This window comes from Gloeobacter violaceus PCC 7421 (assembly GCF_000011385.1).
In the GTDB taxonomy this organism is placed as follows: domain Bacteria; phylum Cyanobacteriota; class Cyanobacteriia; order Gloeobacterales; family Gloeobacteraceae; genus Gloeobacter; species Gloeobacter violaceus.
In genome coordinates this window covers 191,981-218,488 of the sequence record NC_005125.1, presented here as the reverse complement: position 1 = coordinate 218,488, position 26,508 = coordinate 191,981, and the positions used below count along the sequence as shown (strand labels likewise).

Here is a 26,508-nt window from a genome sequence, read left to right as displayed (position 1 = left end):
ACACCGCCTATCGTATCTTCAGTGGGGATTGCGCTGTCCAGCCGACCTGCTTCCTGGACTGGTATTCATCCTGACACCTACCCTACGCCCCCGCCGCTTCTTTGGCAGCGTACATCACTTCGAGGGTAATCTTGTCCCGGCCGCTTTCGCGGGCGAATTTTTCGGTGTTGCGCTTGACTTTGGAGCGCACGAAGCCGGGGATCTTGGCCAGTTCGCGGGTAGCGGCTTCGTCCCACTCGAGATCGCTCTGGGCGGTCATCGTCTTGGTGATCACTTCTTTGGTGTCGTGGCCCCCGAACACCTCCAGCAGGTGATCCTCCATACCGAGGGTGAAGGAGTTGTAGACCAGGTCGGCTATCTGGTTGGTGCCTTCGTAGCCCAGGAACGGCCGGTAGCCCACCGGAAAGTTCTGGATGTGGATGGGAGAAGAGATCACCCCGCAGGGGATGTTGAGGCGCTTGCCGATGTGGCGCTCCATCTGGGTGCCGAAGATGGCGGCGGGTTCGGCTGCGGCGATGCGGTCGCCCACTTCGGCGTGATCGTCCGAGATGAGCACCTCGTCGCACAGATCCGCCACTTCCGCTTTGAACCACTCGGCATCGTACTTGCAAAATGTCCCCGCCCAGACGACGCGCACGCCCATCTCGCGCGCGAGGATGCGGGTCATGGCGGCGGCGTGGGTAAGGTCGCCGTAGACCACGGCGCGCTTGCCCTGAAGGTTCTGGCAGTCAATCGAGCGCGAGAACCAGGCGGCCTGGGAGACGAATAATGTTTGCGAACGAATATACTCTTCGTATTCGACCCGAGCGCCCTGAGTATTCAGGATCTGCTGGACGGCCCGGATGAAGCGGGCGGTCTGCAGGATGCCCATCGGGGTGATGTCGATCAAAGGCTGGCCGGTTTGCCGCTGGAGGTACTCGGCGGCGCCGCGGCCCAGTTCGCGGTAAGGCACGACGTTGAACCAGGCGCTGGGCATCTTCTGGATGTCGTGCACCGAGCAGCCTTCCGGGGCGACGACGTTCACCTCGACGCCCAAATCTGCCAGCAACTGCTTCAATTCGCGGCAGTCGTGGTGGTTGTGAAATCCGAGCGTCGAGATGCCCAGGATGTTGGCTGTGGGCTTTTCGCTGCGGGCCGGGAGATTACCTGCCAGTTTCTCGATGTAGTAGCTGACGATCTGCGTCAACGTCCGGTCCGCCGCGGTGAACTCGTTGTACCGGTAGTGGTTGACGTCGGCCAACAGCACGTCGGCTTTGGACTGCTCCTGGGCGCGGGCCACAAAATTCTGCAAATCCTCCTGGAGGATCGACGAGGTGCAGGTGGGGGTGAGCACGATCAGATCGGGGGCTTCCTCCTGGTCCTTGCGCACGATGTTGGTGACCACTTTGTCCTGGGAGCCGCGGCCGAGCACCTTGCGGTCGACCACCGAGGCGGTGACCGGGGTAAAGTCGCGCTCGCGCTCGAGCATCGAGCGCATGACGTTGAAGTAATCGTCACCCAAAGGCGCGTGCATGATCGCATGGACGTTCTTGAAGGAGGTGGCGATGCGCAGGGTGCCGATGTGGGCGGGGCCGGCATACATCCAGTAGGCAAGTTTCATGGCAAATTCTCCGCGCACAGTCTGGTATTCATCACAATACGCCCAGTTAAGCTATCTGCCGCCTGGGACACCCGTTTTAAGAGCGCTGGTTTTTGTCGGGTCCCTCGGCCTGCTCGATGCCCTGTTCGAGCCGCTCGACAATCGCCTTGGCCGCCTGTCTGAGCGCACTGCCTTGCGCATCGCCCACGGTAATGTTGCGCACCTGAATATCCTTCCAGAGCACCCGTCCCTGCTGATCGACCAGTTCGAACTGCAGCACCACATCCGCCGCCGCGTTCTGCGACAAGCCCACAAAACCGCCGGAGATATACGTCGAACTGCGCACCAGCCCGAGCATCACCGCGTCCACCCCGAGGGCGCGCGCCAACAGTTTCGGGTCGGTAGTAAGGATCTGCGCCGGTTCCAAACCGAGTTGGGCCAGTTGCGAGAGCGCCTCGTCCGGGCCTTCGACCTCCCAACCGAGGGCGTCGCCCAGGCGGGGGGCAATCAGTTGCCCGAGGCTTTCGGGGGTATTGGTGACTTCGTTGAATAGCGATGAATTGGGACCGACCTCCGGACCCAGCAGGGCGACGCGCTTGACGTCTTTGAGGGCATCGTTTTTGAGCAGCGGCGGCAAGTCGGTGCGCCAGCCTTTTTGTTTGATCTCGTTGTAGATGCCTTTGGAGAACTTGTTGGCGATGTCGTGGGCGGTAATCACCAGGGCGTTGGCCAGAAGCACCGTGTCGGTCTTGCCGGCAAAAAAAGCGCTGTCGGAGTTGACCACATCGCCCTTCCAGAGGGATTTGCCCGTCGCATCGAACGCTTCGGCGCGGCTGAAGACCCTGGGCTGAAAAAACTGCGGCACCAGAAAAGCGGCGATCGGGCTGATGAGCGAGCTGAGCGCTTCGAGGCTGCGGTTGGGCATATCGACGCCGATCGGTTCGCCCGCCAGGATGATGTCCGCCCCGAGCAGTGTGGCCACCTGACGAATGGCGTCGGGGTTGCCCATCACCTGATTGCGGCTCAGCTCAAGGCTATCGAGCACCGATTGCACCTGCAAAGGCGGCACGATCTCATAGCGCCGGGTCCAGAGCAGATCGCCGCTAATCACATCGGCGACGTTGGGATAGCGGCCGTAGCGCGGCTGGCCCGTCTCGAAGCCGACCACCGCCACCCGCGGCAGGCTCAAAGCGGCAGCCGGGTCGGGGGGCTCGGCAAGCAGCAGCCGGTTGCCCCCGGAGACGGCGTCGCTAAAGCTCCCCGCCGCCGGCAGGCTGTCTTTGGTGCTGTCCCAGGCGCGCACTTCGGCGGGTTTGCCCTCGCCGCCAGGCGGGTGCAGCGACCAGAGTCGGCCCTTGTCGGCACTCATCGCCACATCCATCGCCGCCACCGGCAACGCCTTGTCGAGCACCGCCCGGGCGTTGAACGGGTCCCACAGCAGCATCCGGCGGTTGGTGAGTACCCAGAGATGGCGATTGTCGAGGGCGCCCAAGACCCGCTGGATGCGGGCCTCCTTTTTGGAGGCCCCGGCGATGCGCAATCGGCGCACGGCGGTGTTGGAGCGGGTGTTGACCACGATCAGGCTGTCGTCGGCCGCCATCAGATAGAGCAAGTTGCCGTCGCGGCTGAGGGCCATCTGGGGTCGGGCCGGGTCGAAGGCCGCCTCCAGCGGGGCGCTCACCGCCCCGGTCACCGGGTTGATCGAATAGACGCGCGCGGCGGGCTCGGGCAACAAGTCGACCGCCGAGACGTACACGCGCAGACCGTCGGCGGTCACCACCAGATCTTTGGGGTTGGCGATGTCTTTGAGGGTAGCGAAGACCTGCACCGTGCGCGCCACCGGGTCGACGCGGTAGAGGGTGGTCACTTCCTCACTTTGGATGCCCAAGTAGGCGGTGCGGGTGCGCGGGCTGTAGTCGAAGCCCACCAGCCGCCGCGTCTGCGCTTCGCTCGCCTGCAGCACCGGGATGTCGGAGTCGCTTTTTTTGAAGCTCGCGGAGACCACCGGCGCCGGCAAAGGGATCTGCTCCACCAGGCGCCCCTCGGCGTCGATGAGGCTCACCGCCCCGTCGCCCGCCACCAGCAACTGACCGTCCGCCGTGCGCGCGGCGTTGTGGTAGACGTTGCCCACCGGCAGGTTCAGCGTCCCGGCGAGCTTGCCGGTCTCCAGATCCACCCGGCGGACTTCCTGGGCTTTAGGAACCAGCAGATAGCCCGTGGCGCTCCAGGCCGCAGTGGCTTGCCACCCCAAAATCCACGCCGTGCCCGCCACCAGCACTACCTTGCCCCAGAAGCCTTGCACCGCGCGCCCTCAAGCTCTGTAGCCCCAATGATAGCCACAGTAGGCCGCCTGTGCGTTCCGCAAAAGTAGTCACACAGATAACAATTTACAGACCGTTACCCATTGCACCGGCTTGCGGAGGTGTGGTGGTGCCGGGGTGACCGCCTCGAAATCGAGCATCTGCGCCAGGCTGCCTATGAGCGCCGATCTTCCGGGCTTCGACTTGAAACGTTCGTTTGAACGGTGCGCGCAGGCGGAACTACCGAAACGGAAGTCGAACGCTTTTGTCGGGTACTGGCGGGGATCGTCTAGTTCCCTTGCCCTGGAGGACTGCCGCTGGAGGTTTGACCGCGCCGGAGCGCTCCAGAGTTTGCCGGTAGTGTCCCCGCTATTCTTTCTCACTAAATCTGGAATTTGCTATTGACTTCTCGAATGCAGGCCAGTATCTTGTCTGAGTCCCCAGCAAAAAAACGCGCTTCTGGCTGCGCAGTCCGGCAAACTTGTCTGCCTTTGGGCTGCGGGATAGCGTCTTGCTTTCGACCTGGCTCAATACCGCGATTTTTCAGCCGTTTCCGGCTTGAGCGCGCCGAGTCGGTGCTCCTTTATCTCCAAAGTTGATGGGTGCCATGCTGCCTATCGGCTTTGGGCAAGGGGGCCATTTGGCCCTTGACGCGGCGTGCACCTGCGCACGCTCAGTAAAACTTATCTAGCCTTCCTCTGGTGGTTCCTTATGAGAAATGCCTTCCTGAGTCGTTGGCGTGCGGCTTTGCGGCGCGCTGTCTGCCTGCTGGTGTTGTTCGTCTACTGCGGTGGTTTCGCGCTGCAGGCGGCGAGCGCCTCGGTGGATGTTGTCAGTGGCCACTACGCCTACGACACGGTGGACTTGGTCCTGGGCGGGCGCTACCCGCTGATGCTCCAGCGGCACTACCAGAGTTCCGAGCAAGACCGCACGCCGCTCACTTCTTATCCTGGTCCCTTTGGCCCCGGTACCCACATGGGCCTCTACAGCCTGCGCGCCGCCCCGGTGCTCGATGTTGCCGGGCAGATCACCAAGGTGCGGCTGTCCCTGCCCACCGGCGGGGCGCAGCTGTTTGCCACTGGGGTGAGCGGTGCTCCTGCGGGTTCCTACGGCAACGCCAACCCCAGCGACCCGATTCGCGGCTCGTTTACCGTGAGCGGCAACGCCACAAGCAGCACGCTGGTGCTGACGCTCGAAAGCGGTCTGGTGCTGAGCTTTTCTGCGACCCTGAGCGGCACGCGCCAGCTCAACAGCCTCACCGACCGATTTGGCAAGGCGATCACCTTTAGCTACAGCGGCAACAACCTCACCCGCGTGCAAGATCCGTTTGGGCGGCGCATCGACTTTACCTACGACGCAACTTTTACCCACCAGGTGCGCACCGCAACGCTCTACGACAACCAGGGTGCCGTCGGCGGCAGTGTGCTTTACGAATACAACAGTGCCGGGGACTTGCAATATTTTCACAACGCCATGGACGGCCAGTCGGTGAACAACCCGGACGGCACCACGCGCACCGTCAACGGCCTGACCACCTACGAATATCAAAATCACTATTTGACGAAGATCACCGACCCGCGCGGCACCGTGCGGCTGACCAACAGTTACGAGAATTTCAACACCAGTGGACAGGCAGGACGGGTCACTCTGCAAACTTTGCCGGGTATGGACGGCAGACCCGGTGCCAACGGCGACCAGTACACCGCCGACGATGTGCTCGCCCAGTACGTCTACAGCACCGGCAGCACGGCGGTCAACGACGCCCTCTACAAGACTTCCGACAAACAAAATTGGGATAAAGTTACTTATAATTTTGATGCCTCGACGCAGCAGATTACCGCTTTCAGCTACGCCATCGATGCCGCTGCGACCTACGGTTTCGAGTACGATCCGAGCACGCGGGATCTGACGCGTTTTACCAACGCCTACGGCCAGCAGACTCGTTTCGATTACGACGGAAGCTACTTTCGCCACTTGAGCGGCATCGAACTGGCGGATTCCGGACGGACTTCCTACAGTTTCACAGCCCCCTTTGGACAGATCGACAGCGTTACGACGCCCAACAACCAATCGACCTACTACGAGTACAATGACCCGGCGGGCAGCTACGAGAACAGCGGCTACAAAGGTTCGCTCAAATCGATCGCCGACCAGTTGCCTGAGAACACCTCTTTTGAAGCTTACAATCCCTACGGTCAGGCGACGCGGGTGGTGGACGGCCAGGGCCGCACCACCGAGTTCGAGTACTTCGATTACCCGAACAACTACATCACACCGGGGACCGCCAACCAGGATCCGCATTATATTACCGACCCTTCGGGGGTGCAGACCTGTTTTCGTTACGACACCCTCTCGCGCCTCAAAGCGGTCTTTTATTGCTATCAGTTCGAGCAGACCAATCGCTGGACCGAATACAGCTACGACACGCTCAACCGGCTCATCAAGATCACCAGCCCGAGCGATGCAAGCAACACTCGGCGCATCACCGAATTTACCTACGACGACAACTCGAACGTCACCAGTGTCAAAGCCCCCAACGGCGTGCTGACCACCTACACTTACGACCCCATGGACCGGGTGGCCACCCGCGCCCAGGCAGGCCGCACCGAGTACTTTTCTTACAACAATCTTGGTTTGCTGAGCAAGTACAAAAACGCCCGGGGTCAAGAAACGCTGTACGAGTACGGTTCCAAGCAGCGCCTGCGCTACGTCACTTTTGCCGACGGTACCAAGCTCACCTACTCCTACAACACCCTGGACCAGGTGGCCTCGATCACCGATAGTAGCGACGCTTCCGGCGCCCGCAACGTCTATTTCGAGTACTTTACCGGCACTGACCAAGTCAGCCGCCTGAAAACCGAGCGGATCGGCACGGGCGAGACAGTCAGATACTTCTATGACGCTTCCGGTAACCTCACGTCGATCAAAAAGGGGACCAGCGACGCCAGCGCCACCCCACTCATCAACTACGACTACAAAGACGACGACGCCAGTCTGGCGACAGCTGGGTTGTGCGGCAATAGCACCTGCGACCAAAACAACGCCGTGGTCGGTTTCGAGTACGACCCGGACGGTTCGCTCAAGTCCATCAACTACCCCAACAGCATCAAAGAAGAACTGTTCTACAACGACGGCGGCGAGGTGGAGCGGGCGCTCTTTAGCGGTCCGGGGGGTACACTGCTTCGGGAAATCGCATACCAGTACGACTATTCGACGCGCGGCTATTTGACTAGCCGCACCGAATCGGGGCCTTCGACGCCGAGTGTGGCCACCTCCCAGAGCTACAGCTACAACGAGACCGGGGAATTGACCGGGGCCACCACCCCGGCGGGCAACTATACCAACGCCTACGACAAAGACGGCAATTTGACTTCCAGCAGTCGGCCGGGCGCTTCGACCACACCAAGTTACGAAGCGGGCACCAACCGGATGACCGCCTTCGAAGGGGGCACGCTTATCTACGACGGGAGCGGCAACCTCGTCGAGCAGAACGTCGGCTCCACCAAGGTGACTTTCACCTACAACGCCCGCAACCAGCTGAGCAGCTACACCAACAACGCCGGCTTTACGGTCAGTTTTGTCTACGACGCGCTCGGGCGGCGCATGGGCAAGACCATCAGCGGCACGACCACCAGCTATTTGCTGAGCGGCAACCAGGTCATCGAGCAAAAAACCGGTTCGACGACGCGGCGCTATCTGGTGGGCCTGGGTCTCGATGAGGTGTTCATGAGCCGCGAGGGGAGCACCGACGAGTATCTGCTGCACGACCCGCTCAACAATTCGGTCGTCGCGGCGGTCAACGGCTCGACCCAGGCAATCAAGACCGGCTACGGCTATTCGCCCTTCGGTCAGGTCACTGCCAGCAACACCAGCAGCAACAACCTGTGGCTGTTTGCCGGAGCGGAGGCGGTCAACAGCGCCAGCGTCGTCTACCACATGCGCTCGCGCTACTACCACGCGGGCAACCAGCGGTTTATGGCCGAGGACCCGATTGGTTTTGCCGGTGGGGACACCAATCTGTACCGCTATCTGGGCAACGCTCCTGTGACGACGAGCGACCCGACCGGCCTGAGGCCCGATGTGCGCCCGCGCGGGGTGGCAACGTTGCCCGGATTGAGCATCAGTACCCCCGAGGCTCCGCGTGCTACCGGGGCAGCCGAGAGCATCTCGAAAGAACGGGCCACCCTTTCGCCTTCAACAATCTCCCGGCCGGTCGAGCGGCTGGCCCAGTCCGCCCAGACCAAGTCCGTCAAATTGGGCCAGCCCGGCTCCAGAACCGACACCGCCCCCGGTCAGGATACGCTCGATTGCACGCCTTTGCCGCTGACGGTCGTGGCGGGCCAGAGCCTGGGCAACATCTGCGGTTATTTCGAAGGGCCGAACAGCGACCTGGTCGATGGCAGCGTCCGGGTCTCGCCGAGTGCCTCCGGGCTGAGCGCGAGCATCAGTCCGGATCCGGTGTATGTTTACAGCACTTTCACCGTCAGGGTGCAGACGAGCACCGCCACGCCACCGGGGGTCTACACCCTGACGGCCGACGGCTACTCGGTGTATGACGGCACCTACTACCAGCCCGATTCGGTCACTTTCGAGGTGCTGCCGCCCGCACCGCAAATCAACAGCATCAGTCCTGGCCGGGGAGTGACAGGTTCCACTGTTACCCTCAGCGGCGCCAATCTCAATTACGCCCCGACCGTCCAATTCGATAACCGCCTTACCGCCACGATCACTTCCACTTCGGCAAGCGAAATCAAGGCGATTGTGCCTTCGGGCTTGCCGAGTTACTACGGCGTGCCGGTGAATGTCACCACCAAAAGCGGCACTTCCAACAATGCGACGTTCACGGTGATTGTGCCGCCGTCGATCTCAAGCTTCAGCCCGAGCAGCGGCAAGGCCGGGGACAACATCGCCGTCACCGGCGCGGATTTTTACAACCTGTACGGCGCGGCCTTCAACGGCACGGCCGCTTCGATTCTCTCGGTGTCCTCCTCGGGCACCCAGATGAACCTGTCGGTGCCCTCAGGTGCTTCCAGTGGTCCGATCAGCGTTTCGACGGAGGCGGGCACGGCCACCAGCCCCAGCAGCTTCACGGTCAACGCCCCCCCGTCGGTCAGTTCCCTGTCGCCTACGGCCGGGGCGGTCGGGGCGAGTGTGACGGTCAACGGCTCAAACTTCACAGGCGCCTCCTCGGTCAAGTTCAACGCTACTGCCGCCGGCTTTTCGGTTGTCTCCGCAAGCCAAATCTCGGCAACGGTGCCCACCGGTGCCACCGACGGGGCAGTCTCGGTCACCACGGCGGGAGGGACAGCCAGCGGCGGCTTCTTCGACGTACAGGCCACCCCGACGATCAATTCCTCCGGGGGCGTGGTCGGCAATCCGGGCAGCGGTGTCTTGAGCGCCAGCGCCTCCGACACCGTGCTCATCAACGGGACCAATCTCAACACCCTCAACTCGGTGACCATCAACGGCATCGCGGCTTATGCCGTTGCCGTCAGTGCCACCCAGATCCAGGTCTCCTTGCCTGAGAACGCCACGACTGGGCCTTTGGTGGTCCAGGCAGCCGGGGTGAATCTAACGGCCTCGTCGAGTTTCAAGGTCAACGCCTCGACGGCTCCCCCCTCGGCGCATCTGGATCTGGTGGGCGTGCTTGGGGCGTTGCAGTTGCTGGCGGATGTCGGTGGGCTGATCCCTGGACTGAACGTGCCCTCCGCTGTGCTGGGTATCGGCGCTTCGATTGTGCTCGGAGACGCAGCCAGTGCGGCCGGGTTCGGGCTGACATTCTTGCCCTTCGGCGGGTTTGCCAAAGCCGGGGTGGGTCTATTCAAAGCCAGAACTGGTCTGAGAAATGGGATTGTCGCTGCGAGCCGGGCATGCGGGTGTTTTGCCGAAGGCACCGAGGTCCAAACCGAGACCGGGACCAAAGCGATTGAGAAGGTCGAACCTGGCGAGAAAGTCCTCGCCAGGAACGAAAAGACCGGCGAGCAGAATTTGCGCAGGGTCCAGAGCACTTTCCAGTTCGACGATAGGCCCGTTTACCGGTTGGAGTTGCGCGAAACGGGTGGGCAGGGTGAGCGCGACACGCTGACGGTGACCGGGGAGCACCCGTTCTTCCTCAAAGACAAGGGCTGGACAGCGGCAGAGCGACTGAGAAGCGGGGAGCGGGTGCAGGCGGTCGATGGCAAGTGGCTGCGGGTCGTTGGATTGCAGCCGCAACAGCAGAGGGCAAGGACGTACAATCTGGAGGTCGAGGGGGAGCACACCTTCTTCGTCGGCGACACCCGGGCCTGGGTGCACAACGAGTGTCTGCCGACCGGCTTGGCTTCTCAATACTTGGACGTGACGCGGCGAAAAACTACTACCAGAAATATCCGAACGGATGTATCTGTTGATGAATTTAGGGAGAACCTGTTGGATAATGGATTCGCCGAACTGCCAGCAATTGAAGCGTTGAAAGGAGATATATTGCGCTTCTCAAAAGGGGCTACTGAGTACTATCTGCGCAGTTTTTCGAAATCTGGTCCCCCAACTGCCGAACTCCTAGTCAACGGTGAGCAGGTACTAAAGCTGCGGCTTAAATAGCTGGAGAAATACATGCCCTATATCACTGATCCAGACAGGTTCATTGCCCTTTATTCCATCGCAAAGAAATTCCCTGGCATTGACAAAGCAGAAGATCCTGTTTTTGCCAAAACATCCATTTTCTTTGACCCTGATAGCTTGCGGTCTAAGGGGTTTTTCGCTTTCCTGAAAGAGGCACTAACAATCAGTGCCGACAGATCTTTCGTGTACATAACGGTGGAGCCGGATCCACTAGAAGGCATCATCAGGCATGGAGAGAGGACAGGAACCTTCTTTCAACTCTACGGTACCTACCCAGCGGTGGGGTTCACGACCGAGGATACCGAATCCGACTACTATCCGACGTTGAATAGCTTCTCTCCGCCCGTTGTATTTGTCGCTAGCACGTACGCAGTTTTTCCACCCTCCTTAGGCTGGTGGATCTACGGCGACGTAGAGCTTGATTTAGCCTACTTCCATGCCCCACAACCAACGTTCGATCGCATCGAGGCTGTCTACGAATTTGAGCACATACCAGTGGAGGAAGTGTTGGAGGCGGTGAAGCGTTTGCACGAAGGGTAGAACCCGCCCAAGTCTACACGGGCGGATCAAGCTGGACTGCAGACGAGCAACTGAAGCTGCGGTAAAGCGGCTGAGGTAAATCCGACGGCTTCGTCGAGCTTCAAAGTCAACGCCTCGACGGCTCCTCCTTCTGCGCACCTGGACCTGGTGGGAGTGCTCGGGGCGTTGCAGGTCTTGGCGGATGTTGGCGGGTTGATCCCCGATCTGAATGTGCCTTCCGCCATTTTGGGCATCGGCGCTTCGGTGGTGTTGGGCGATGCGGCGGGGGCGTTGGCCTCCGGTCTGGCTCTGGTGCCCTTCGGCGGGTTTGCCAAAGCCGGGGTGGGTCTATTCAAAGCCAGAACCGGTCTGAGCAGAGGGATTGTCGCTGCGAGCCGGGCATGCGGGTGTTTTGCCGAAGGCACCGAGGTCCAAACCGAGACCGGGACCAAAGCGATTGAGAAGGTCGAACCTGGCGAGAAAGTCCTCGCCAGGAACGAAAAGACCGGCGAGCAGAATTTGCGCAGGGTCCAGAGTACTTTCCAGTTCGATGATAGGCCCGTTTACCGGTTGGAGTTGCGCCAAACCGATGGGGATGGTGAGCGCGACACACTGACGGTGACCGGGGAGCACCCGTTCTTCCTTCAGGGCCAAGGTTGGACGGCGGCAGACAAGCTGCAAGCCGGGGATCGGGTGCAGGCGGTCGATGGCCGGTGGTTGCGGGTCGTTGGACTGGCAGCACAGGAGCAGAGACAAAGGACGTACAATCTGGAGATCGAGGGAGAGCACACCTTCTTCGTCGGCCACAACCAAGCCTGGGTGCACAACGAATGTATCTCGTTGTACAGAGCCGTCCTTGATAAGGAATTGCAAGATATCAAATCGTCTGGTGTTTTCAGGAACCCATACGGCATCGAGATCAAGTATTTCTCTGTCACTGCTGAGGGTGCAGCCCGTTACGCTCGTTCTCAGTTTATAAACAGGCCGTTTGAAGGACCGTACACTCTGTTGAGAACACGTGTTCCTTCTAGTTTGCTCGCGAATCCGCAAGTCACAAGATTAATTTTGGACAGAGGCATTGGTGGAGTAGACACTGTAACGATTCCGACAGAACTGCTGAAGAATTTGTCGCCTCCAACGATGTTGAGAGCGGCCCCTCTGCCCTCACTTAAATAACGGATACACAAGCGGTGATGCAATGATTAACGGGCCATTCTGCATACAGTTTTGCGAAGGAGTATTTGCGATTCATGTTCAATTCTGACGAAACGCTCAATAGGACAAGTCTATCACCTGATATTCTTGCCAGAATCTACCTTTACACAGAAGAGAAGGGAGGACGAATGTCGCCCTGGCCTAAAATTAAGCATGGCTGCGTACTCATGTTGGAAAATGAAGCATTTGACTGCACGTTCACTGCGGATGACGCATACATTCATCTTCAACCTGGCTCGACTTCAATCCTTGCCGTAAAATTTCTATTTTCAGATTCCGTAAAACCTCGCCTTAGACCGGGTACACAATTCAAGCTGTGGGATGGAAAAGAAATAGGAGAGGGTGAGGTTCTTGCTGTTTATTGATCAGTAATTTATCGCACTGTAACTATTCAGGTCGCATAGAAGGAGCTGTGATTCTTGCTCAGCAAGTCTTTCAAGCGAAAAAGCTGAAAAAGCTATTATCAATAATGATCGCTGCAAGCCCTAATTCTCCGTGCTTATTGACAATGAAGAGTTGTTTTTCCTGAAAATTCAATTCTGGAATCTGCTCTGTGACTGCCTTTAAGGCACCTGAATAGTTACATCGCACTTTTCGTTCCTGACCCGGAAAAACTGCAAGCTTGTGATTCAGCCGCTGTTATACAAACACTGTCCAGCTTCTAAGTATGGGAATCGGAAAAACCGAAGGTCTTTCTGACGAGAGCCTCTCCCTGAGCAGACTTTAAGCCCTGAAGGTTCAGAATTTCCCAGGTCACCTACTGATGACGTGAAGGCCACCCCGAGCATCAACACTTCCGGCGGGGTGGTCGGCAATCCAGGCAGCGGTGTCTTGAGCGCCAGCGCCTCAGACACCGTGCTCATCAACGGCACGAATCTCAACACCCTCAATTCGGTGACCATCAACGGCATCGCGGCCTATGCGGTGGCGGTCAGTGCCACCCAGATCCAGGTCTCGCTTCCTGAGAATGCCAGTACCGGTCCCTTGGTGGTCAAAGTGGCCGGGGTGAATCTGACGGCTTCGTCGAGTTTCAAGGTGAACGCCTCGACCGCTCCTCCTTCTGCCCATTTGGACCTGGTGGGAGTGCTGGGGGCGTTGCAGTTGCTGGCGGATGTCGGTGGGTTGATCCCGGGTCTGAACGTGCCTTCCGCCATCTTGGGCATCGGAGTGGCGGCGGCTTTGGGTGACGCGGCGGGGGCGTTGGCTTCCGGTCTGGCGCTGGTACCGTTCGGGGGGGTTGCCAAAGCCGGGGTGGGTCTGCTCAAGGCCGGAACCGGTCTGAGCAGAGGCATCGTCGCCGCGAGCCGGGCGTGCGGGTGTTTCTCGGAAGGCACCGAGGTTCAGACCGAAGCTGGGGCCAAACCCATCGAGCTTGTCGAGCCGGGTGAGAAAGTCCTGGCCAGAAACGAGCAGACCGGCGAGCAGAGTTTACGCCGGGTGAAGAGTACTTTCCAGTTCGATGATAGGCCCGTTTACCGGTTGGAGTTGCGCGAAACCAATGGGCAGGGTGAGCGCGACACGCTGACGGTGACTGGGGAGCACCCGTTCTTCCTCAAAGACAAGGGCTGGACCGCGGCAGAGCGACTGAAAAGCGGGGAGCGGGTGCAGGCGGCTGATGGCAAGTGGCTACGGGTGGCCGGACTGGAAGCGCAACCGCACAGGCAGAGGACGTACAATCTGGAGGTCGAGGGGGACCACACCTTCTTCGTCGGCCACAACCAAGCCTGGGTGCACAACGAGTGCCCTCTGTTTAAGCTCAACACGCGAGTCGTGGAACAGCTTAAGGACAAAAGATTGGGTGGTCTGGCTGGTCAACTTACAGAAGAGCGATTGAACCGCCTGATCAACGAACCTGGTGCAAGGCGATTCCTGGATGCGGGTCCGATTAATGTAAGCCCCTTTGACAAGCCAAACATAAACGTCATCCAGGAGGTACAAGGTCGTTTGCTAAGAATCACCGTAGCAAGTGACAAGTTTGAGATCATTTCGGTTGGACCGATCAGGGAGAGGAACATTATTAACTCAATTAGGAGTGGTCGTTATGTTCCGTTTTAGTTTCACAAGTTTAAGGAGCTAATATGTCCGAGAATAGATTTTTCTTGGGTGCGGCGATTGAGATGAGTAAAAGGGCTGAACAGGCACAAGAGTTTTTTACTGCATTGTTTGAGCCCGATGAACGACCATTTTTCGTCTCGGACTCGGCGACAATCCATGATATCTATATGGATGATTTGGGGATCGTTTTTGAGAAATGCCTCAAATATTACGGAATTCGTCTCAGCGAACACATGTTCTCAAAGCCTATTTGGCAGGTCTTAGACTTTTTAGAAGCTAACCGTTCTATCAAATAACTTTGTAGCATCCCTTCCGCCCAAATCGACCTGTCGGTGGGAGTGCCTGGTCAACTGGGATAGGTGCCGGTGCCCGGTTCGGCTTACTAAACTACCGCCACACCGCCAGGTATCCCTGATCTGTCACATAGGGATTTTTCAACGAAAGCACGGCCTTTCAGCTCACGAAGATTCAACGTTTCGCCCGTGTTTGACAGATCAGGGCTATAGCTGTCGCCTAGAACCTTAGGACACATGGATCAAGTGCCAATGAACTTGGACATCGTCAAAAAGTCCTAGCCTAAGTGGCGACAGCTATACTTTGCAAAGGGGTACTCGTAACTCATGCCTAATTCTGATGAGCAGTACGATAGACAAAGTCTGAAACCGGATATTCTTGCCAGGATTTACCTTTTCACTAAGGAAGAAGGCGGAAGGGCATTACCTTGACCAGAAATGAAGCATGGCTGTGTGTTTATGTTGGAAAGTGAAGCTTTCGACTGTACGTTTTCCATGGATCAAGCGTACATTTATCTTCAGCCCGGCTCGACTTCGGTTCTTCCCATAACTTTTTTGTTTCCTGAGTACATAAAACCTCGACTTAGATCCGGTACGCAATTTAGACTATGGGATGGAAAAGATATAGGAAAAGGCGAGATTCTTACTGTCTTTGATTAATCATTCTTCGTACTGTCCATCCCAGAAGTGTTGAATGTCAGGAATTGATCCTACAAAAACAGCTCGAAGTCGTGTAAACTTCGAGCTGTGTTCAATTTCATTATGTTGAGACAATGCTACTCGATTTTCCGCAACTTGTCAAAACCGCTCTGTCTTCCTTGCCCAATGATGATTTTCCTGTTCTCGATTCCAGGCTCTTTTTCAGTTGCTGGCTTGCCCTGGTGATGGACAAAAGTACCGTCAGCATGCGGGACCTCTTCAAACGCGTCAACCACACTGGCATCCCCGTCGATATCTCCACTTTTTCCAAAGCCTGCAAGTCCCGCTCTCTCCAAATCTTCGAGCAGTTGTATCAGGCCTTGCTGGTCCGGGTCAGGCGAGAACTGCCCGCTAAAAAACTACATCCTTGCCCAATTGACTCAACGGTAGTCGGCTTGACAAGCAAATTGCTATGGGCACAAGACTATCACCAGGTCAAACTGCTCACCTGCCTTGAACACGGCAGCGGCACCACCGAGGGTAGCCTGATCAACTTTGGCTACGACCACGATTCTAATTTTGTTAATGAAATGCTTCAAGCGATTCCTGAAAATGGCGTAGGTATATTCGACCGGGGCTTTGCAGGACTGGAATATCTAAAAAATGCCCAGGCATCAAGCAAATATTTTTTAATGCGCATCCCGAGCAACTACAAGCTCGCCTTCGAGGGCAATGCTGGACGGATGCGGGTGGGAACGGGCAAAGAGTCCGGGATGTATCGAGTGGTCAACTTCTGCGATATCGAGAACCGGGCTGAGTATCGATTGGTCACCAATTTGCCTGGCGAGGGCGAATGGTTAGTCAGGGACGAGGAGGTGATGGAACTGTACCGTCAACGCTGGCAAATAGAGCTGTTATGGAAGTTTCTGAAAATGCATTTGAAGCTGAAGCGGCTGATGACAAAAAGTGAGAATGGCATCCGGATGCAGCTCTACATCACCCTGATTGCCCACCTGTTGCTGGAACTGGTGAGCGTGCCGAAGATTTGGGGGAGCCAACGGTTGGATAAGTTGCGCTACTTGCAATGTTGTATGTGCCAAGAAATCAGTTATGTGCATTGGCTAGGAAAATTACTCGGTAGCCAGAGGCGTAGAGCGCGGCTGCCCAGAGCGTGTACATATGTCCATTGATTCAACATTTCTGGTGTTGGGGGTGTTGCAGCTGTTGGCAGATGTCGGTGGGTTGATCCCTGGTCTGAATGTACCCTCGGCTTTGTTGGGCATCGGCGCTTCGATTGTGTTGGGAGACGCGGCGGGGGCGGCGCTGTCGGGTCTGGCGTTGGTGCCATTTGGGGGCTTTGCTAAAGCAGGTGGAAGAGTACTCTTGGATACCAATGCTGTTATTCGATTCCAGGATGCTCTAAAACTGATCAACTCAGGAGAGAAACCCTTCGTCACTCGCCAAACCTTGATGGAACTCCAAGATTTGGTGACAAGAGGGGAACTTGACGGACTCCCGAGTGTCGCTCGCAGGCTGCCAATTTTCGAGGAGTCCGTGGATGTGACAACACAGGCTAGACTCCGTAGAGCGATTTCTGATTTTACACTCATGAACAATCCAAAGATCGTTTCTTACAGCTCTATCAAAGGACTTGATGGTGATGCGATTATTGGTACAACTGGCTTACTGAGTGGAACGCCAGTGATCACTTTTGACAAAGCATTTTATAATGCGCTCGTCAAACTTGGGGGTATCGGAGCAGCGAGGATCTCTCCATGATTGAGACAACCGACTCGGCTCGTTCGGGTAGCTATGGCATCAGCTTCGAGGGCCATGGCTATCTCGATTTTGGCTGGAGGGATGCTTGCGTAACGTTTTATCCCGAACAAGACCTACCTATTGACTACAAGCACAGTAGCCTATTAACCGGAAGCATGTTTATCGACTTCTGGAAAAGTGGAGACTCGCGCTACGGAATACTGCTGAATCATACTGGAAAAGACGTTTATCATTTCGACGCGGTCGCAAAAAAGCTCACCATTGCTATTCAACTCAATCGAGAGGAATGTGACGACTTCGGCCTTTATTATACAAAATTTGAACCAGTTTACGAAGATATTTTGCTCATCTATGAGAAGGGTGTTGTACTCCTTGATAAAGAGGGTTCAGTCTGCTGGTTCAAAGATCATCACAAGCTTGACTACCATTTTAGGGGGGTTTATCACAGGTATATCTGGTTTGAAAGCGAATACAAAGGAAAATGGAAGTATGCTGTCAGCAACGGGGCGGAATCACTCCAAACAGACGAATAATATATAACTGATTATCTTCGTTTCTTTTTTGTGCCATATCGGGATCTTTTTGGCGGTATCAATCTTGTCCTGCCGAGGTTCTCATCCCTGACATGGCAGCCACCACGGTGGTGGTCAGCGCCACGCAGATCCAGGTCTCGCTTCCGGAGAACGCCAGTACCGGCCCTCTGGTCGTGAAGGCAGCTGGGGTCAACTTGACGGCCGCCTCCAGTTTGAAAGTCAACGCCTCGACTGCCCCACCATCAGCGCACCTGGACTTGGTCGGGGTGTTGGGGGCGTTGCAGTTGCTGGCGGATGTCGGTGGGCTGATCCCCGGTCTGAACGTGCCTTCGGCTTTGCTGGGCATCGGCGCTTCGGTTGTGCTCGGAGACGCAGCCAGTGCGGCCGGGTTCGGACTGACATTCTTGCCTTTCGGGGGATTTGCCAAGGCCGGGGTGGGTCTATTCAAAGCCAGAACCGGTCTGAGAAATGGGATTGTCGCTGCGAGCCGGGCATGCGGGTGTTTCGCCGAAGGCACCGAGGTTCAGACCTAGACTGGGGCCAAACCCCGGGAAATCGATGGGAACGGCGACCGCGATGTGCTGACGGTGACCGGGGAGCACCCGTTCTTTCTCCAAGGCCAGGGCTGGACAGCCGCAGACAAGCTGCAAGTCGGGGAGCGGGTGCAGACGGTCGATGGCCGGTGGTTGCGGGTCGTTGGACTGGCAGCACAGGAGCAGAGGCAAAGGACGTACAATCTGGAAGTTGAGAGGGACTACACCTTCTTCGTCGGCAATACCGGTGCTTGGGTGCATAACGAGTGCATAACCGATATTTTGTTGCCCTACGGTAATCCAATAGGACAGCCGGGAAGCAGCCCAAGCATTAGAGAAGTTCAAGGCGGCATATATGAAGCACTCAACCTGTTTGACAAGTTGACTCAAGGCGGAAGAGTTGAGATGAATCCTGGGTACCCAGGTCTCAGGATTATTCGCTCCGATGGCGGTGTCATCGGGCTTAGAACACAAGCAACCCGAAGTCCTCGAACAGCTGCTACAGTAGACATCAACGTTCCGGGAATTCCATTCAAAAAAATAAAATTTAACCCTTAGTGGAGGAAGAGCCGTGGCACTGAGTTCAGTGCACAACTCCATTCTCGTTGAGAGTTGTGAAGACTACGTTGGCCTATGGTCTGTCGTTTGGCATTTCCACAAACTACTCAAACAACATGACTCAACCAAGATTCGATACCAAACGCTGCAAATAATAGAAGAGTTGTTGCGGGAGGGATTGATTCAAGCTGGAAGTTTTTCGAGTGATGGGAGTTTTGTGGTTTGGGAAATACAACCGATCGAAGTTATTAAGCGTATAGAGAACGAATGGGATGCTTTGGGTAGAGACCCAAACTTGGGTGAAATTGCGTGGTTCGAAGCAACGGAGAAAGGAGCGTTGGAGGCAAGCCGAATCAAGAACTAGCTTGCCTAGTAGCCGTATTGGAACGTTTCTCTTCGGGCAGGCTTGAATTTGGTGGGTGTGTTCGGGGCGTTGCAGTTGCTGGCAGATGTGGGCGGGCTGATCCCCGGGCTGAACGTGCCCTCGGCTCTGTTGGGCATCGGGGTGGCAGCGGCACTGACGCGGCGGGGGCGTTGGCTTCTGGCCTGGCTCTGGTGCCGTTCGGGGGCTTCGCCAAAGCTGGAGTAGGTCTGCTCAAAGCCAGAACCGGTCTGAGCAGAGGGATCGTCGCCGCGAGCCGGGCGTGCGGGTGTTTCGCCGAAGGCACCGAGGTTCAGACCGAGACTGGGGCCAAACCCATCGAGCTTGTCGCGCCAGGCGAAAAAGTCCTCGCCAGAAATGAGCAGACTGGTGAGCAGACATTGCGCCGGGTGAAGAGCACCTTCCAATTCGACAACCGGCCGGTCTACCGGCTGGAGTTGCGGGAAATCGATGGGAACGGCGACCGCGATGTGCTGACGGTGACCGGGGAGCACCCGTTCTTTCTCCAAGGCCAGGGCTGGACAGCCGCAGACAAGCTGCAAGTCGGGGAGCGGGTGCAGACGGTCGATGGCCAGTGGCTGCGGGTGGCCGGACTGCAGGCGCAGGAGCAAAAGCAAAGGACTTACAATCTGGAAGTTGAGAGGGACCACACTTTCTTCGTCGGCGACTCCAAAGCCTGGGTGCACAACGAGTGCCCATCTGTGGTTACAGAAGAGATAATTAGAGCCGCGCTTCAAGACGCGCCTTTGAAGACCCTTCAAGGAAGCATTTCGCTTCCTGTTGTTGAACGGTATGTTCGGCTTCTCGAAGCAGGTAGCACTCCCCCGGCCATCAAAGTCGCCGATGGGGTTATTATTGATGGAAACCACCGGTACGTTGCAGGAAGAATTTTTGGAACTGTGCCGCCACAAATACCCGGTGTCCTGCGGGCAGGTGTCAAACCCAAAGCTCTCGGTGATTTAAAAATTGATATAGAGGATTACGGAAGCAAATGATTTCGATCGAGTGTGAAACCGGAGAAGTAGTTCATCTTCAAGTTGATACACTTGAGAAAGCGGATTTGAAGGGCTACAACCTGCACCGTGCCATTCTATCCGGAGTGAATTTAAGAGCTGCCAATCTTCAAAAAGCGGACTTGCGCGGCGCAATTTTTGACGATGCATCCCTTGCAGAAGCCGATCTGTCGGAATCGCGCATGATGAACTCGTGGTTAAGAAACGCAGACCTCACCGGGGCGATTCTAACGAAGGCGCGTCCAATTGCCACGGATTTCGATGGTGCGAATTTGACAAAAGCGAATTTAGAAGGCGCAGATATCGCTTGGGCAAGTTTTAAAGCCGCAAATCTTTGCGATGCGAACATGCTGTGCAAGCGCTTGGAAGAAGCGAATTTTGAGGGAGCTTTTTATAACTTAAGAACCCTTTGGCCAAGGGGTTTTGATCCCTCGAAAAAGGGGGCGATTCTGGTGAATAGCTGAATACACAAGTAATAGAAAAATAGGTTTTACAGGCAATCCTAACTGGCGAACTGAAGAGTTGGGTTTGATACCTGTTATACCGGGCTATCCAAGCCGATAACATTGAAGTCATGCAGATCCAGGTATCCTGTTAACGACGAACGCCGGCACCGACCCCTTGGTGGTCAAGGTGGCCGGGGTGAATCTGACGGCTTCGTCGAGCTTCAAGGTCAACGCCTCGATGGCTCCTCTTTCTGCCCATCTGGACCTGGTCGGAGTGCTCGGGGCGTTGCAGCTGCTGGCAGATGTCGGGGGATTGATCCCAGATTTGAACGTGCCCTCGGCCCTGCTGGGCGTCGGGGTGGCGGCGGCACTGGGCGATGCGGCGGGGGTGTTGACTTCTGGTTTTGCTCTGGTACCGTTCGGGGGGTTTGCCAAAGCAGGTATCGGTCTGAGAAATGGGATCGTCGCCGCCAGTCGAGCGTACGGCTGTTTCGGCGAAGGGACCGCGGTCCAAACCGAAACCCGGGCCAAACCCATCGAACAAATCGAACCGGGCGAGAAGGTCCTCGCCAGAAGCGAGCGGACCGGCCAGCAGAGTTTACGCCGGGTGAAGAGCACCTTTCAGACCGGCGAGCAAACTCTGCGAAGGGTCAAAAGCACCTTCCAATTCGACAGCCAGCCAGTCTACAGGCTGCAGTCGCGCGAAACGGGTGGGAATGGTGAGCGCGACACGTCGACGGTGACCGGGGAGCATCCGTTTTACCTGCAAGGCCAAGGCTGAACCGCCGCGGACAAGCTCGAAGTTGGCGAGCGGGCGGGTGCAGGCGGCCGATGGCAAGCGGCTGTGGGTGGCTGGGCTGTAGGCTCTGGAGCACAGGCAGAGGACGTACAATCTGGAGGTCGAGGCAGACCATGCCTTCTTCGTCGTTTTTTTGTTTGGGCTCGGGGCACTGTTTCGAATTTCTTATCTGTATCGATGCTTGGAATGCTTGTTCAGAGAGGATGAGACCCTACTTTGTCGCCTCTTGAACGCCTGGAGAGAGAACGACTTCTACGTACGTACAAGTCGGCTCGTCAAACCGGGAACTCTCGTCCGCAAAGGGCGAGAAGTGTCACTCATTGTCCTGCTCGCCGTCACGGGGACGGCTCTTGCGAAAGGCCGGTTTGGGCAGCGACTGAAACGCTCGTGGCGGGGGATCGCTGACAGCAAGGGTCTCGTAGAGGCTTTTGATCACACCGCTAATCGGGATGGCCAGCAGCACCCCCAGCAGACCCGCGATCTTGGCGCCGATGAGCAGGGCGCCGAAGATGAGCACGGGACTCAGTCCGGTAAAGTTACCCAGGATGCGCGGGGCGAGCACGTTGTCTTTGATCTGCTGGATGAGCACCGAGGCGGCAAGGACCCACAACGCCAGCCACAGATTCTGAGTCAGGCAGATAATCACGACCAGGCCGATACCGAGGGTGGCGCCGATAAACGGAATCAGCTCCATTGTCCCCACAAACAGAGCCAGCACCAGCCCGAAGGGCACATTAAGGAATAGATAAGTGGGTGTGAGCAGCAGCGCCATAAACAGACCCAGTACGAGCTGACCGGTGAAAAAGCCGCGCAGGTTGTACTGGAGCGACTCAGAAAAACGCAGCCGGATGTTCGCGGGCAAAAAGCCGATCGCCTCGCGCCAGAGCTTCTCGCCTTCGAGCAGCATGTAAAAGGCGATGACCAGGATCAAGATAAAGTTCAGCACCCCGGTGAACGTACCCAGCAGAAATTCCACCGACTGCGGCGAGGTGATCACCTGCAGCTGCTCCTGCAGCCTGAGGCCGAAGCCGCCCACCAACCGATCGACATCCACCGGCAGCCCCAGGTTGCGCGCCCACTTCAAGAACGCTTCCAACTGCAGCGAACCGGAGCGGATGATGTCCGGCAGCGAAGCGATCAGTTGCGCCGTCTGCTGCGAGACGAGCGGTCCGAGGGCCACCGCCAGGGTACCGACCACCACCCCCGCGCTCGAGTAGACCACCAACACCGCCGCGAAGCGCGGCAGGCGTTTGCTCAACAGCGCCACCGGGTAGCTCAACAAGAACGCAATGATCCCGGCGATCACAAAGACGCTGATGAATTCACGAAAGTACTCCAGTACCTGGAGGGCCGCCCAGCCCGCAGCCACCAATAAAAGCCAGGTGAGCAACGTGCGTTGCAGGTTCGTCAGCATCGGCATTGCAACCTAGTGTTACATGAGTTTGGGTGGCGCAAGCGCCCGCGGCAATCGCAAAAGTACTCGTTTTGTGATGAATATTGCTTGCATTGGGTTACGAAAAGCGAAGAACTGTGGACTATTCGCGAGGGGCTCCCCCATGATGAGTGCACGGGGAACGCTATTCAATCGGCATGGGGTACCGACCGTGGCAGAAACAGCACAGGGCAAGCCGGCAGAGGCCCGCAAAACTCGGCAAAGCGCTTCATTTGAGAGAGACTCGGTAGGGCTTTACCTGCAAGAGATCGGCAGGATCCCCCTGCTCAAGCCCGAAGAAGAGGTGATGCTCGCCCGGGCGATTGCCCAGGGCGGCCCCAAGGGCGAGTGGGCCAAGCGCAAGCTGGTGCAGGCCAACCTGCGCCTGGTCGTGTCGATTGCCAAAAAGTATCTCAACCGCGGCGTGCCGTTCCTGGATCTGATCCAGGAAGGCTCGATGGGCCTGATTCGCGCCGCCGAAAAATTCGAGCACGAGCGCGGTTACAAGTTCTCGACCTACGCCTACTGGTGGATCCGCCAGGCGATTACCCGGGCGGTCGCTTCCCAGGCGCGCACCGTGCGTCTGCCGGTGCATCTGGTCGAAAAAATCAACCGCGTCAAAAAGGTCCGTCGCACCCTCGCCCAGGAATTGGGCCGCACGCCGAGCCAGGGGGAACTGGCCGAGGCGCTGGAATTGGCCGAAGAGGATCTTGAGCACATCCTGCGCGCCGCCCGGCGCACCGTGTCCCTCAACATCACCGTCGGCAAAGAGGAAGACACCGAGCTGATTCATCTCATTGAAGACAGCCAGACCGACCAGCCCGACGTGCACATCGACCGCGAGTCGATGCGCGTCGAGGTGAGCGATCTATTGGATCGGCATCTCACGCCCCGCGAGCGCGACATTTTGCAGTTGCGCTTCGGGCTGCGCGACGGCCAGCAGCGCACCCTCGATCAGGTGGGCAGAATGTTCGACCTTTCGCGCGAGCGCATCCGCCAGATCCAGGCCAAAGCCTTCCGCAAACTGCGCCGGGTCCGCCAGCGCCAGCGCCTGCAGGACTGGATCGGGATTTAGAACAGGTTCCGGACATCCGGTGCCAAATTTCTTAGGCGGCTTGGAAATCTTTCCAGGCCGCCTGCTGCTATCTGTGTACCAAGATAGGGGCTGCCGTTCTCCGGTTTCCTTGCTGATGCTTATTGACATTCTTGTATGTTCTTGGGGTCGGGAGATCTCTCGATAAAATCTACTCAGGGCAACCAGAGTAGGCGGGGACCGGAACGCTGCTGACATCCTTTGGCTACGCGCCCGCTCGGGAGAGGAGCGTCCGCCCCTCACACTTGTTCCCTCAGAGCGGACGGTATCTTAAGACAATTCTCGCTATTGCTCTTGCATGCACAAGGATGGTCCGAACAAGTACTTACTCCATGCAGCTCTGTGCTCGTATCTGAACAGGAGGTATTTCCATTGAATGAGGCTGTTTTGGGAATCGACATTGCGAAGCTGTCCTTTCAGGCTGCGCTGCTCGTCGCGGGCAAGTTGCGCTCCAAGAGCTTCCAAAATTCCCCCACCGGATTTGAACAACTGTGTGACTGGCTCAATCAGCAGCAACTCCAACACATACATGCTTGCATGGAAGCCACTGGTGGCTATCAGCAAGCTCTGGCTCATTATCTGCATTAACAGGGTCATACAGTCAGCCGTGAACCCCAAACGCATCAAAGGGTACGCCCAAGCTCAGATGCAACGTAGCAAGACCGACCAGCTCGATGCCACGGTAATTGCGCACTTTTGTGCGGCTCTACACCCACAGACCTGGCAGCCACCTGCCGAGGCCGTGCTCGTCCTGCAAAGCCTGCTACGTCGTTTCGAGGGTCTTCAGCAGATGCGCCAGCAGGAGGAGAACCGCCGGCAGATGCCTCAAGTGTGTGCGGAGGTCAAAAGCTCCATTGAGCAGATGCTCAGTTTCCTCGACCAGCAGATAGCTCAGGTCAAACAACAAATTCGCGAACACTTTGAGCAGCATCCTGATCTGAAGCACCAACAACAATTGCTCTGTTCAATTCCGGGGATTGCTGAGTTGACAGCCGCCCGGTTGTTGGGAGAGTTGCTCGGTTTTGCCCCCTTCGGCAATGCTCGACAACTGGCTGCCTTTGCTGGGTTGTCGCCCCGCCAGTATCAGTCTGGTACAAGTATCTCGGGCCGGACTCACTTGTCGAAGATGGGCAACAGCCGTATTCGCAAGGCTCTGTACTGTCCTGCGATTGTGGCGCTGCGCTATAACCCGAAGATTCAAGAATTTAGTGAGCGATTGTTAGCAGCAGGCAAGACAAAAATGTGTGTTGTCGGTGCAGTGATGCGCAAACTGTTGCACTATGCTTTCGGGGTCCTGCAGTCCGGTCGGCCCTTCGACACCCAAGCCCGCCAAGCCCAGGCCGGCTGAAATTGCCTTGAACAAAAGTAGAGTTCGCTCCCACTGGAGGGGGCTGAGTGCGTCAAAGGACACCCAGCCGCCTCTGTGCTGCCTGTGTAGCTGTGATTGCGCAAAAGATTTCGTTAAGAGCTTGACGGACAAGACGGTATCTCCCCAGCCTTGAAGGCCGGAGATTCCTTCCTGCTTCACTGGCCCGGTACTCCGGTGACCTCCACAGGCTTCTTGACGGCGTATCCCGCCGCTGCACCCCAGACGGACTGGAGAAATTCCAAGTTGAAGAGGTCGCTACGCTCTTGGTCTGTTTGTGCTTATAGGAGTCCGGCGAAGGATATCCCGCAAAGGGCGTCCCCAGCGATGTGTGCATATTGTCACAAAGCCGCCCTCGAAGGGCGGGGCTTTGAACCCAGTGCCCTCGGTAAGCTGTCTTTAACGCAACGGGGGCGCTCCGATGATGCAGAGCGCCCCCGTTGCCTTTGCATTGGGCAGCTAAAAGATATTGCCGAAGAAATCGCCAATCCCTTCACCAATTTCCCCGACCGCTCCGAAAAGATCAAAATCACCAAGTTCCGAGGCGACGTCGCCCACATCGCTGAAGGCGTCGCCCAGCAGATCGCCTTCCTCTCCAGGTTCCTCCCCGGGCAAAGAGCCTTCCTCTTCTTCAAGCTGCGCTAATTGTTTTTCGCCGAATTCGCCCTCCATCTCATCGTCCTGGACCCCTGTACCGAATCCGCCCTGCATCTCAGCATCCTCGGCACCCACGTCGAAGCCGCCCATCGCCGTGAAGCTCTCGTCCTCGCCGTATCCCTGGGCAAAACCGAAATCATCCCCACCCATCATCCCGCCGTAGGGTTGCTCGAAACCGGCTTCCAACCCCATAGAACCGTAGTCCGTCATCCCGGACATGTACGGATCGCCCGCCGTCGCGCCGACATCGCTATACCCTCCAGGAGCATAGGCGTCAGTATACATATCCGAGCCGGCAACCATGCCGGCACCCGAGGCGTAGCCCATACTCTCCCCGCCGTAGGGGTCCGTTTGCGCACCCGCCTGGGCAGAGGCACCCTGCGTTCCGTCATCTTCTTTCATTTCGCTGAGAATCGCATCGCCGCCCACAACGGTTCCGATTCCAGCGGCGAGTTGGCTGAGAAATCCACCGCCAGCAAATACCATTTCTGCCCTCCAGGATTCTATGTAGTACTCTGCGGCCAACCAGGAGTGTGTCGTCCTGATTGCCCCTTCGCCTGAGAAAGCGCCGGCTGGAGCGCAAATGGCTCACGATCGTTCAGGAAAGATCAAAAAATGCTTCAGAAATCCGCGCAAAGCACACTCTGCCGGCACAGCTCGTTGCGCATCCCGTGAGCACTTGAACAGGGCAGGTCGATGAGCAGGAGTACGTTTGCC

23 protein-coding genes are annotated in these 26,508 nt (G+C 57.3%); 19 read left to right on the top strand and 4 right to left on the bottom strand.

From position 1 onward, the window contains the following. Positions 1–82 precede the first annotated feature (82 nt). The gene (bchB, locus tag GLL_RS01155) at positions 83–1,600 is read right to left on the bottom strand and encodes a ferredoxin:protochlorophyllide reductase (ATP-dependent) subunit B (RefSeq protein ID WP_011140219.1); all 1,518 of its coding nucleotides are present in this window, start codon (positions 1,598–1,600) and stop codon (positions 83–85) included. A gap of 76 nt (positions 1,601–1,676) precedes the next feature. Continuing rightward, positions 1,677–3,881 (bottom strand): YncE family protein, encoded by a 2,205-nt coding sequence (locus tag GLL_RS01150; protein WP_011140218.1) that lies wholly within the window; start codon positions 3,879–3,881, stop codon positions 1,677–1,679. 709 nt (positions 3,882–4,590) lie between these two features. Here GLL_RS01150 and GLL_RS01145 point away from each other — a divergent pair. The 16 genes from GLL_RS01145 to GLL_RS01070 all read left to right on the top strand — a co-directional run bounded on the left by GLL_RS01145 (position 4,591) and on the right by GLL_RS01070 (position 21,225). Beyond that, complete coding sequence (locus GLL_RS01145) at positions 4,591–10,458, top strand: IPT/TIG domain-containing protein (protein WP_164928465.1); 5,868 nt, start codon at positions 4,591–4,593, stop codon at positions 10,456–10,458. A gap of 12 nt (positions 10,459–10,470) precedes the next feature. After that, positions 10,471–11,019, top strand: coding sequence for a hypothetical protein (locus GLL_RS01140; protein WP_164928464.1), 549 nt, complete (start codon positions 10,471–10,473; stop codon positions 11,017–11,019). Positions 11,020–11,184: 165 nt separating this feature from the next. Continuing rightward, entirely contained in the window at positions 11,185–12,174 is a 990-nt protein-coding gene (locus GLL_RS01135; RefSeq protein WP_164928463.1) for a polymorphic toxin-type HINT domain-containing protein, read from the top strand. 74 nt (positions 12,175–12,248) lie between these two features. Next, entirely contained in the window at positions 12,249–12,578 is a 330-nt protein-coding gene (locus GLL_RS01130) for a hypothetical protein (RefSeq protein ID WP_164928462.1), read from the top strand. A gap of 403 nt (positions 12,579–12,981) precedes the next feature. Continuing rightward, entirely contained in the window at positions 12,982–14,268 is a 1,287-nt protein-coding gene (locus tag GLL_RS01125; RefSeq protein ID WP_011140215.1) for a polymorphic toxin-type HINT domain-containing protein, read from the top strand. A 23-nt stretch (positions 14,269–14,291) separates the two neighbouring features. Then, positions 14,292–14,564, top strand: coding sequence for a hypothetical protein (locus GLL_RS01120; RefSeq protein WP_011140214.1), 273 nt, complete (start codon positions 14,292–14,294; stop codon positions 14,562–14,564). A gap of 770 nt (positions 14,565–15,334) precedes the next feature. Beyond that, positions 15,335–16,390 carry an IS4 family transposase gene (locus GLL_RS01115; protein WP_011140213.1) on the top strand — a complete coding sequence of 352 codons (1,056 nt, stop codon included), beginning with the start codon at positions 15,335–15,337 and terminating at the stop codon, positions 16,388–16,390. Then, positions 16,380–16,979 (top strand): PIN domain-containing protein, encoded by a 600-nt coding sequence (locus tag GLL_RS01110; protein ID WP_164928461.1) that lies wholly within the window; start codon positions 16,380–16,382, stop codon positions 16,977–16,979. Before GLL_RS01115 ends, GLL_RS01110 begins: the two co-directional genes overlap by 11 nt. After that, positions 16,976–17,512, top strand: a complete 537-nt coding sequence (locus GLL_RS01105; RefSeq protein WP_164928460.1) for a hypothetical protein — start codon at positions 16,976–16,978, stop codon at positions 17,510–17,512. Before GLL_RS01110 ends, GLL_RS01105 begins: the two co-directional genes overlap by 4 nt. Positions 17,513–17,604: 92 nt before the next feature. Next, positions 17,605–18,045, top strand: coding sequence for a hypothetical protein (locus GLL_RS01100; protein ID WP_011140212.1), 441 nt, complete (start codon positions 17,605–17,607; stop codon positions 18,043–18,045). 21 nt (positions 18,046–18,066) lie between these two features. Then, complete coding sequence (locus GLL_RS01095) at positions 18,067–18,603, top strand: polymorphic toxin-type HINT domain-containing protein (RefSeq protein WP_269446196.1); 537 nt, start codon at positions 18,067–18,069, stop codon at positions 18,601–18,603. 13 nt (positions 18,604–18,616) lie between these two features. Next, the gene (locus GLL_RS01090; protein ID WP_164928458.1) at positions 18,617–18,967 is read left to right on the top strand and encodes a hypothetical protein; all 351 of its coding nucleotides are present in this window, start codon (positions 18,617–18,619) and stop codon (positions 18,965–18,967) included. A 42-nt stretch (positions 18,968–19,009) separates the two neighbouring features. Beyond that, positions 19,010–19,192, top strand: coding sequence for a hypothetical protein (locus GLL_RS01085; RefSeq protein WP_164928457.1), 183 nt, complete (start codon positions 19,010–19,012; stop codon positions 19,190–19,192). After that, complete coding sequence (locus GLL_RS01080; protein WP_164928456.1) at positions 19,138–19,980, top strand: polymorphic toxin-type HINT domain-containing protein; 843 nt, start codon at positions 19,138–19,140, stop codon at positions 19,978–19,980. The genes GLL_RS01085 and GLL_RS01080 overlap by 55 nt, the downstream gene beginning before the upstream one ends. Then, a complete protein-coding gene (locus GLL_RS01075) occupies positions 19,977–20,462 on the top strand; it encodes a pentapeptide repeat-containing protein (protein ID WP_164928455.1) in 486 nt (161 codons plus the stop codon). Before GLL_RS01080 ends, GLL_RS01075 begins: the two co-directional genes overlap by 4 nt. Before the next feature lie 157 nt (positions 20,463–20,619). Next, the gene (locus tag GLL_RS01070; protein ID WP_164928454.1) at positions 20,620–21,225 is read left to right on the top strand and encodes a hypothetical protein; all 606 of its coding nucleotides are present in this window, start codon (positions 20,620–20,622) and stop codon (positions 21,223–21,225) included. 331 nt (positions 21,226–21,556) lie between these two features. On the opposite strand, the gene GLL_RS01065 is transcribed toward GLL_RS01070, so the two are convergent. Beyond that, on the bottom strand, positions 21,557–22,657 hold the full coding sequence (locus GLL_RS01065; RefSeq protein ID WP_164928453.1) for an AI-2E family transporter: 1,101 nt from the start codon (positions 22,655–22,657) through the stop codon (positions 21,557–21,559). 190 nt (positions 22,658–22,847) lie between these two features. Between GLL_RS01065 and GLL_RS01060 the strand changes: the two genes are divergently transcribed. From GLL_RS01060 to GLL_RS01055, 3 genes are all read left to right on the top strand, one after another. Then, positions 22,848–23,750, top strand: a complete 903-nt coding sequence (locus GLL_RS01060) for a sigma-70 family RNA polymerase sigma factor (RefSeq protein WP_231848300.1) — start codon at positions 22,848–22,850, stop codon at positions 23,748–23,750. A gap of 360 nt (positions 23,751–24,110) precedes the next feature. Then, a complete protein-coding gene (locus tag GLL_RS23580; protein WP_407919991.1) occupies positions 24,111–24,356 on the top strand; it encodes an IS110 family transposase in 246 nt (81 codons plus the stop codon). Between the two features lie 19 nt (positions 24,357–24,375). Further along, positions 24,376–25,116, top strand: coding sequence for an IS110 family transposase (locus GLL_RS01055; protein WP_197530088.1), 741 nt, complete (start codon positions 24,376–24,378; stop codon positions 25,114–25,116). Positions 25,117–25,593: 477 nt separating this feature from the next. Here GLL_RS01055 and GLL_RS01050 read toward each other — a convergent pair whose 3' ends face one another. After that, positions 25,594–26,277: a hypothetical protein gene (locus tag GLL_RS01050; protein ID WP_011140205.1), complete on the bottom strand. Its 684-nt coding sequence runs from the start codon at positions 26,275–26,277 to the stop codon at positions 25,594–25,596. Between the last annotated feature and the right edge of the window lie 231 nt (positions 26,278–26,508).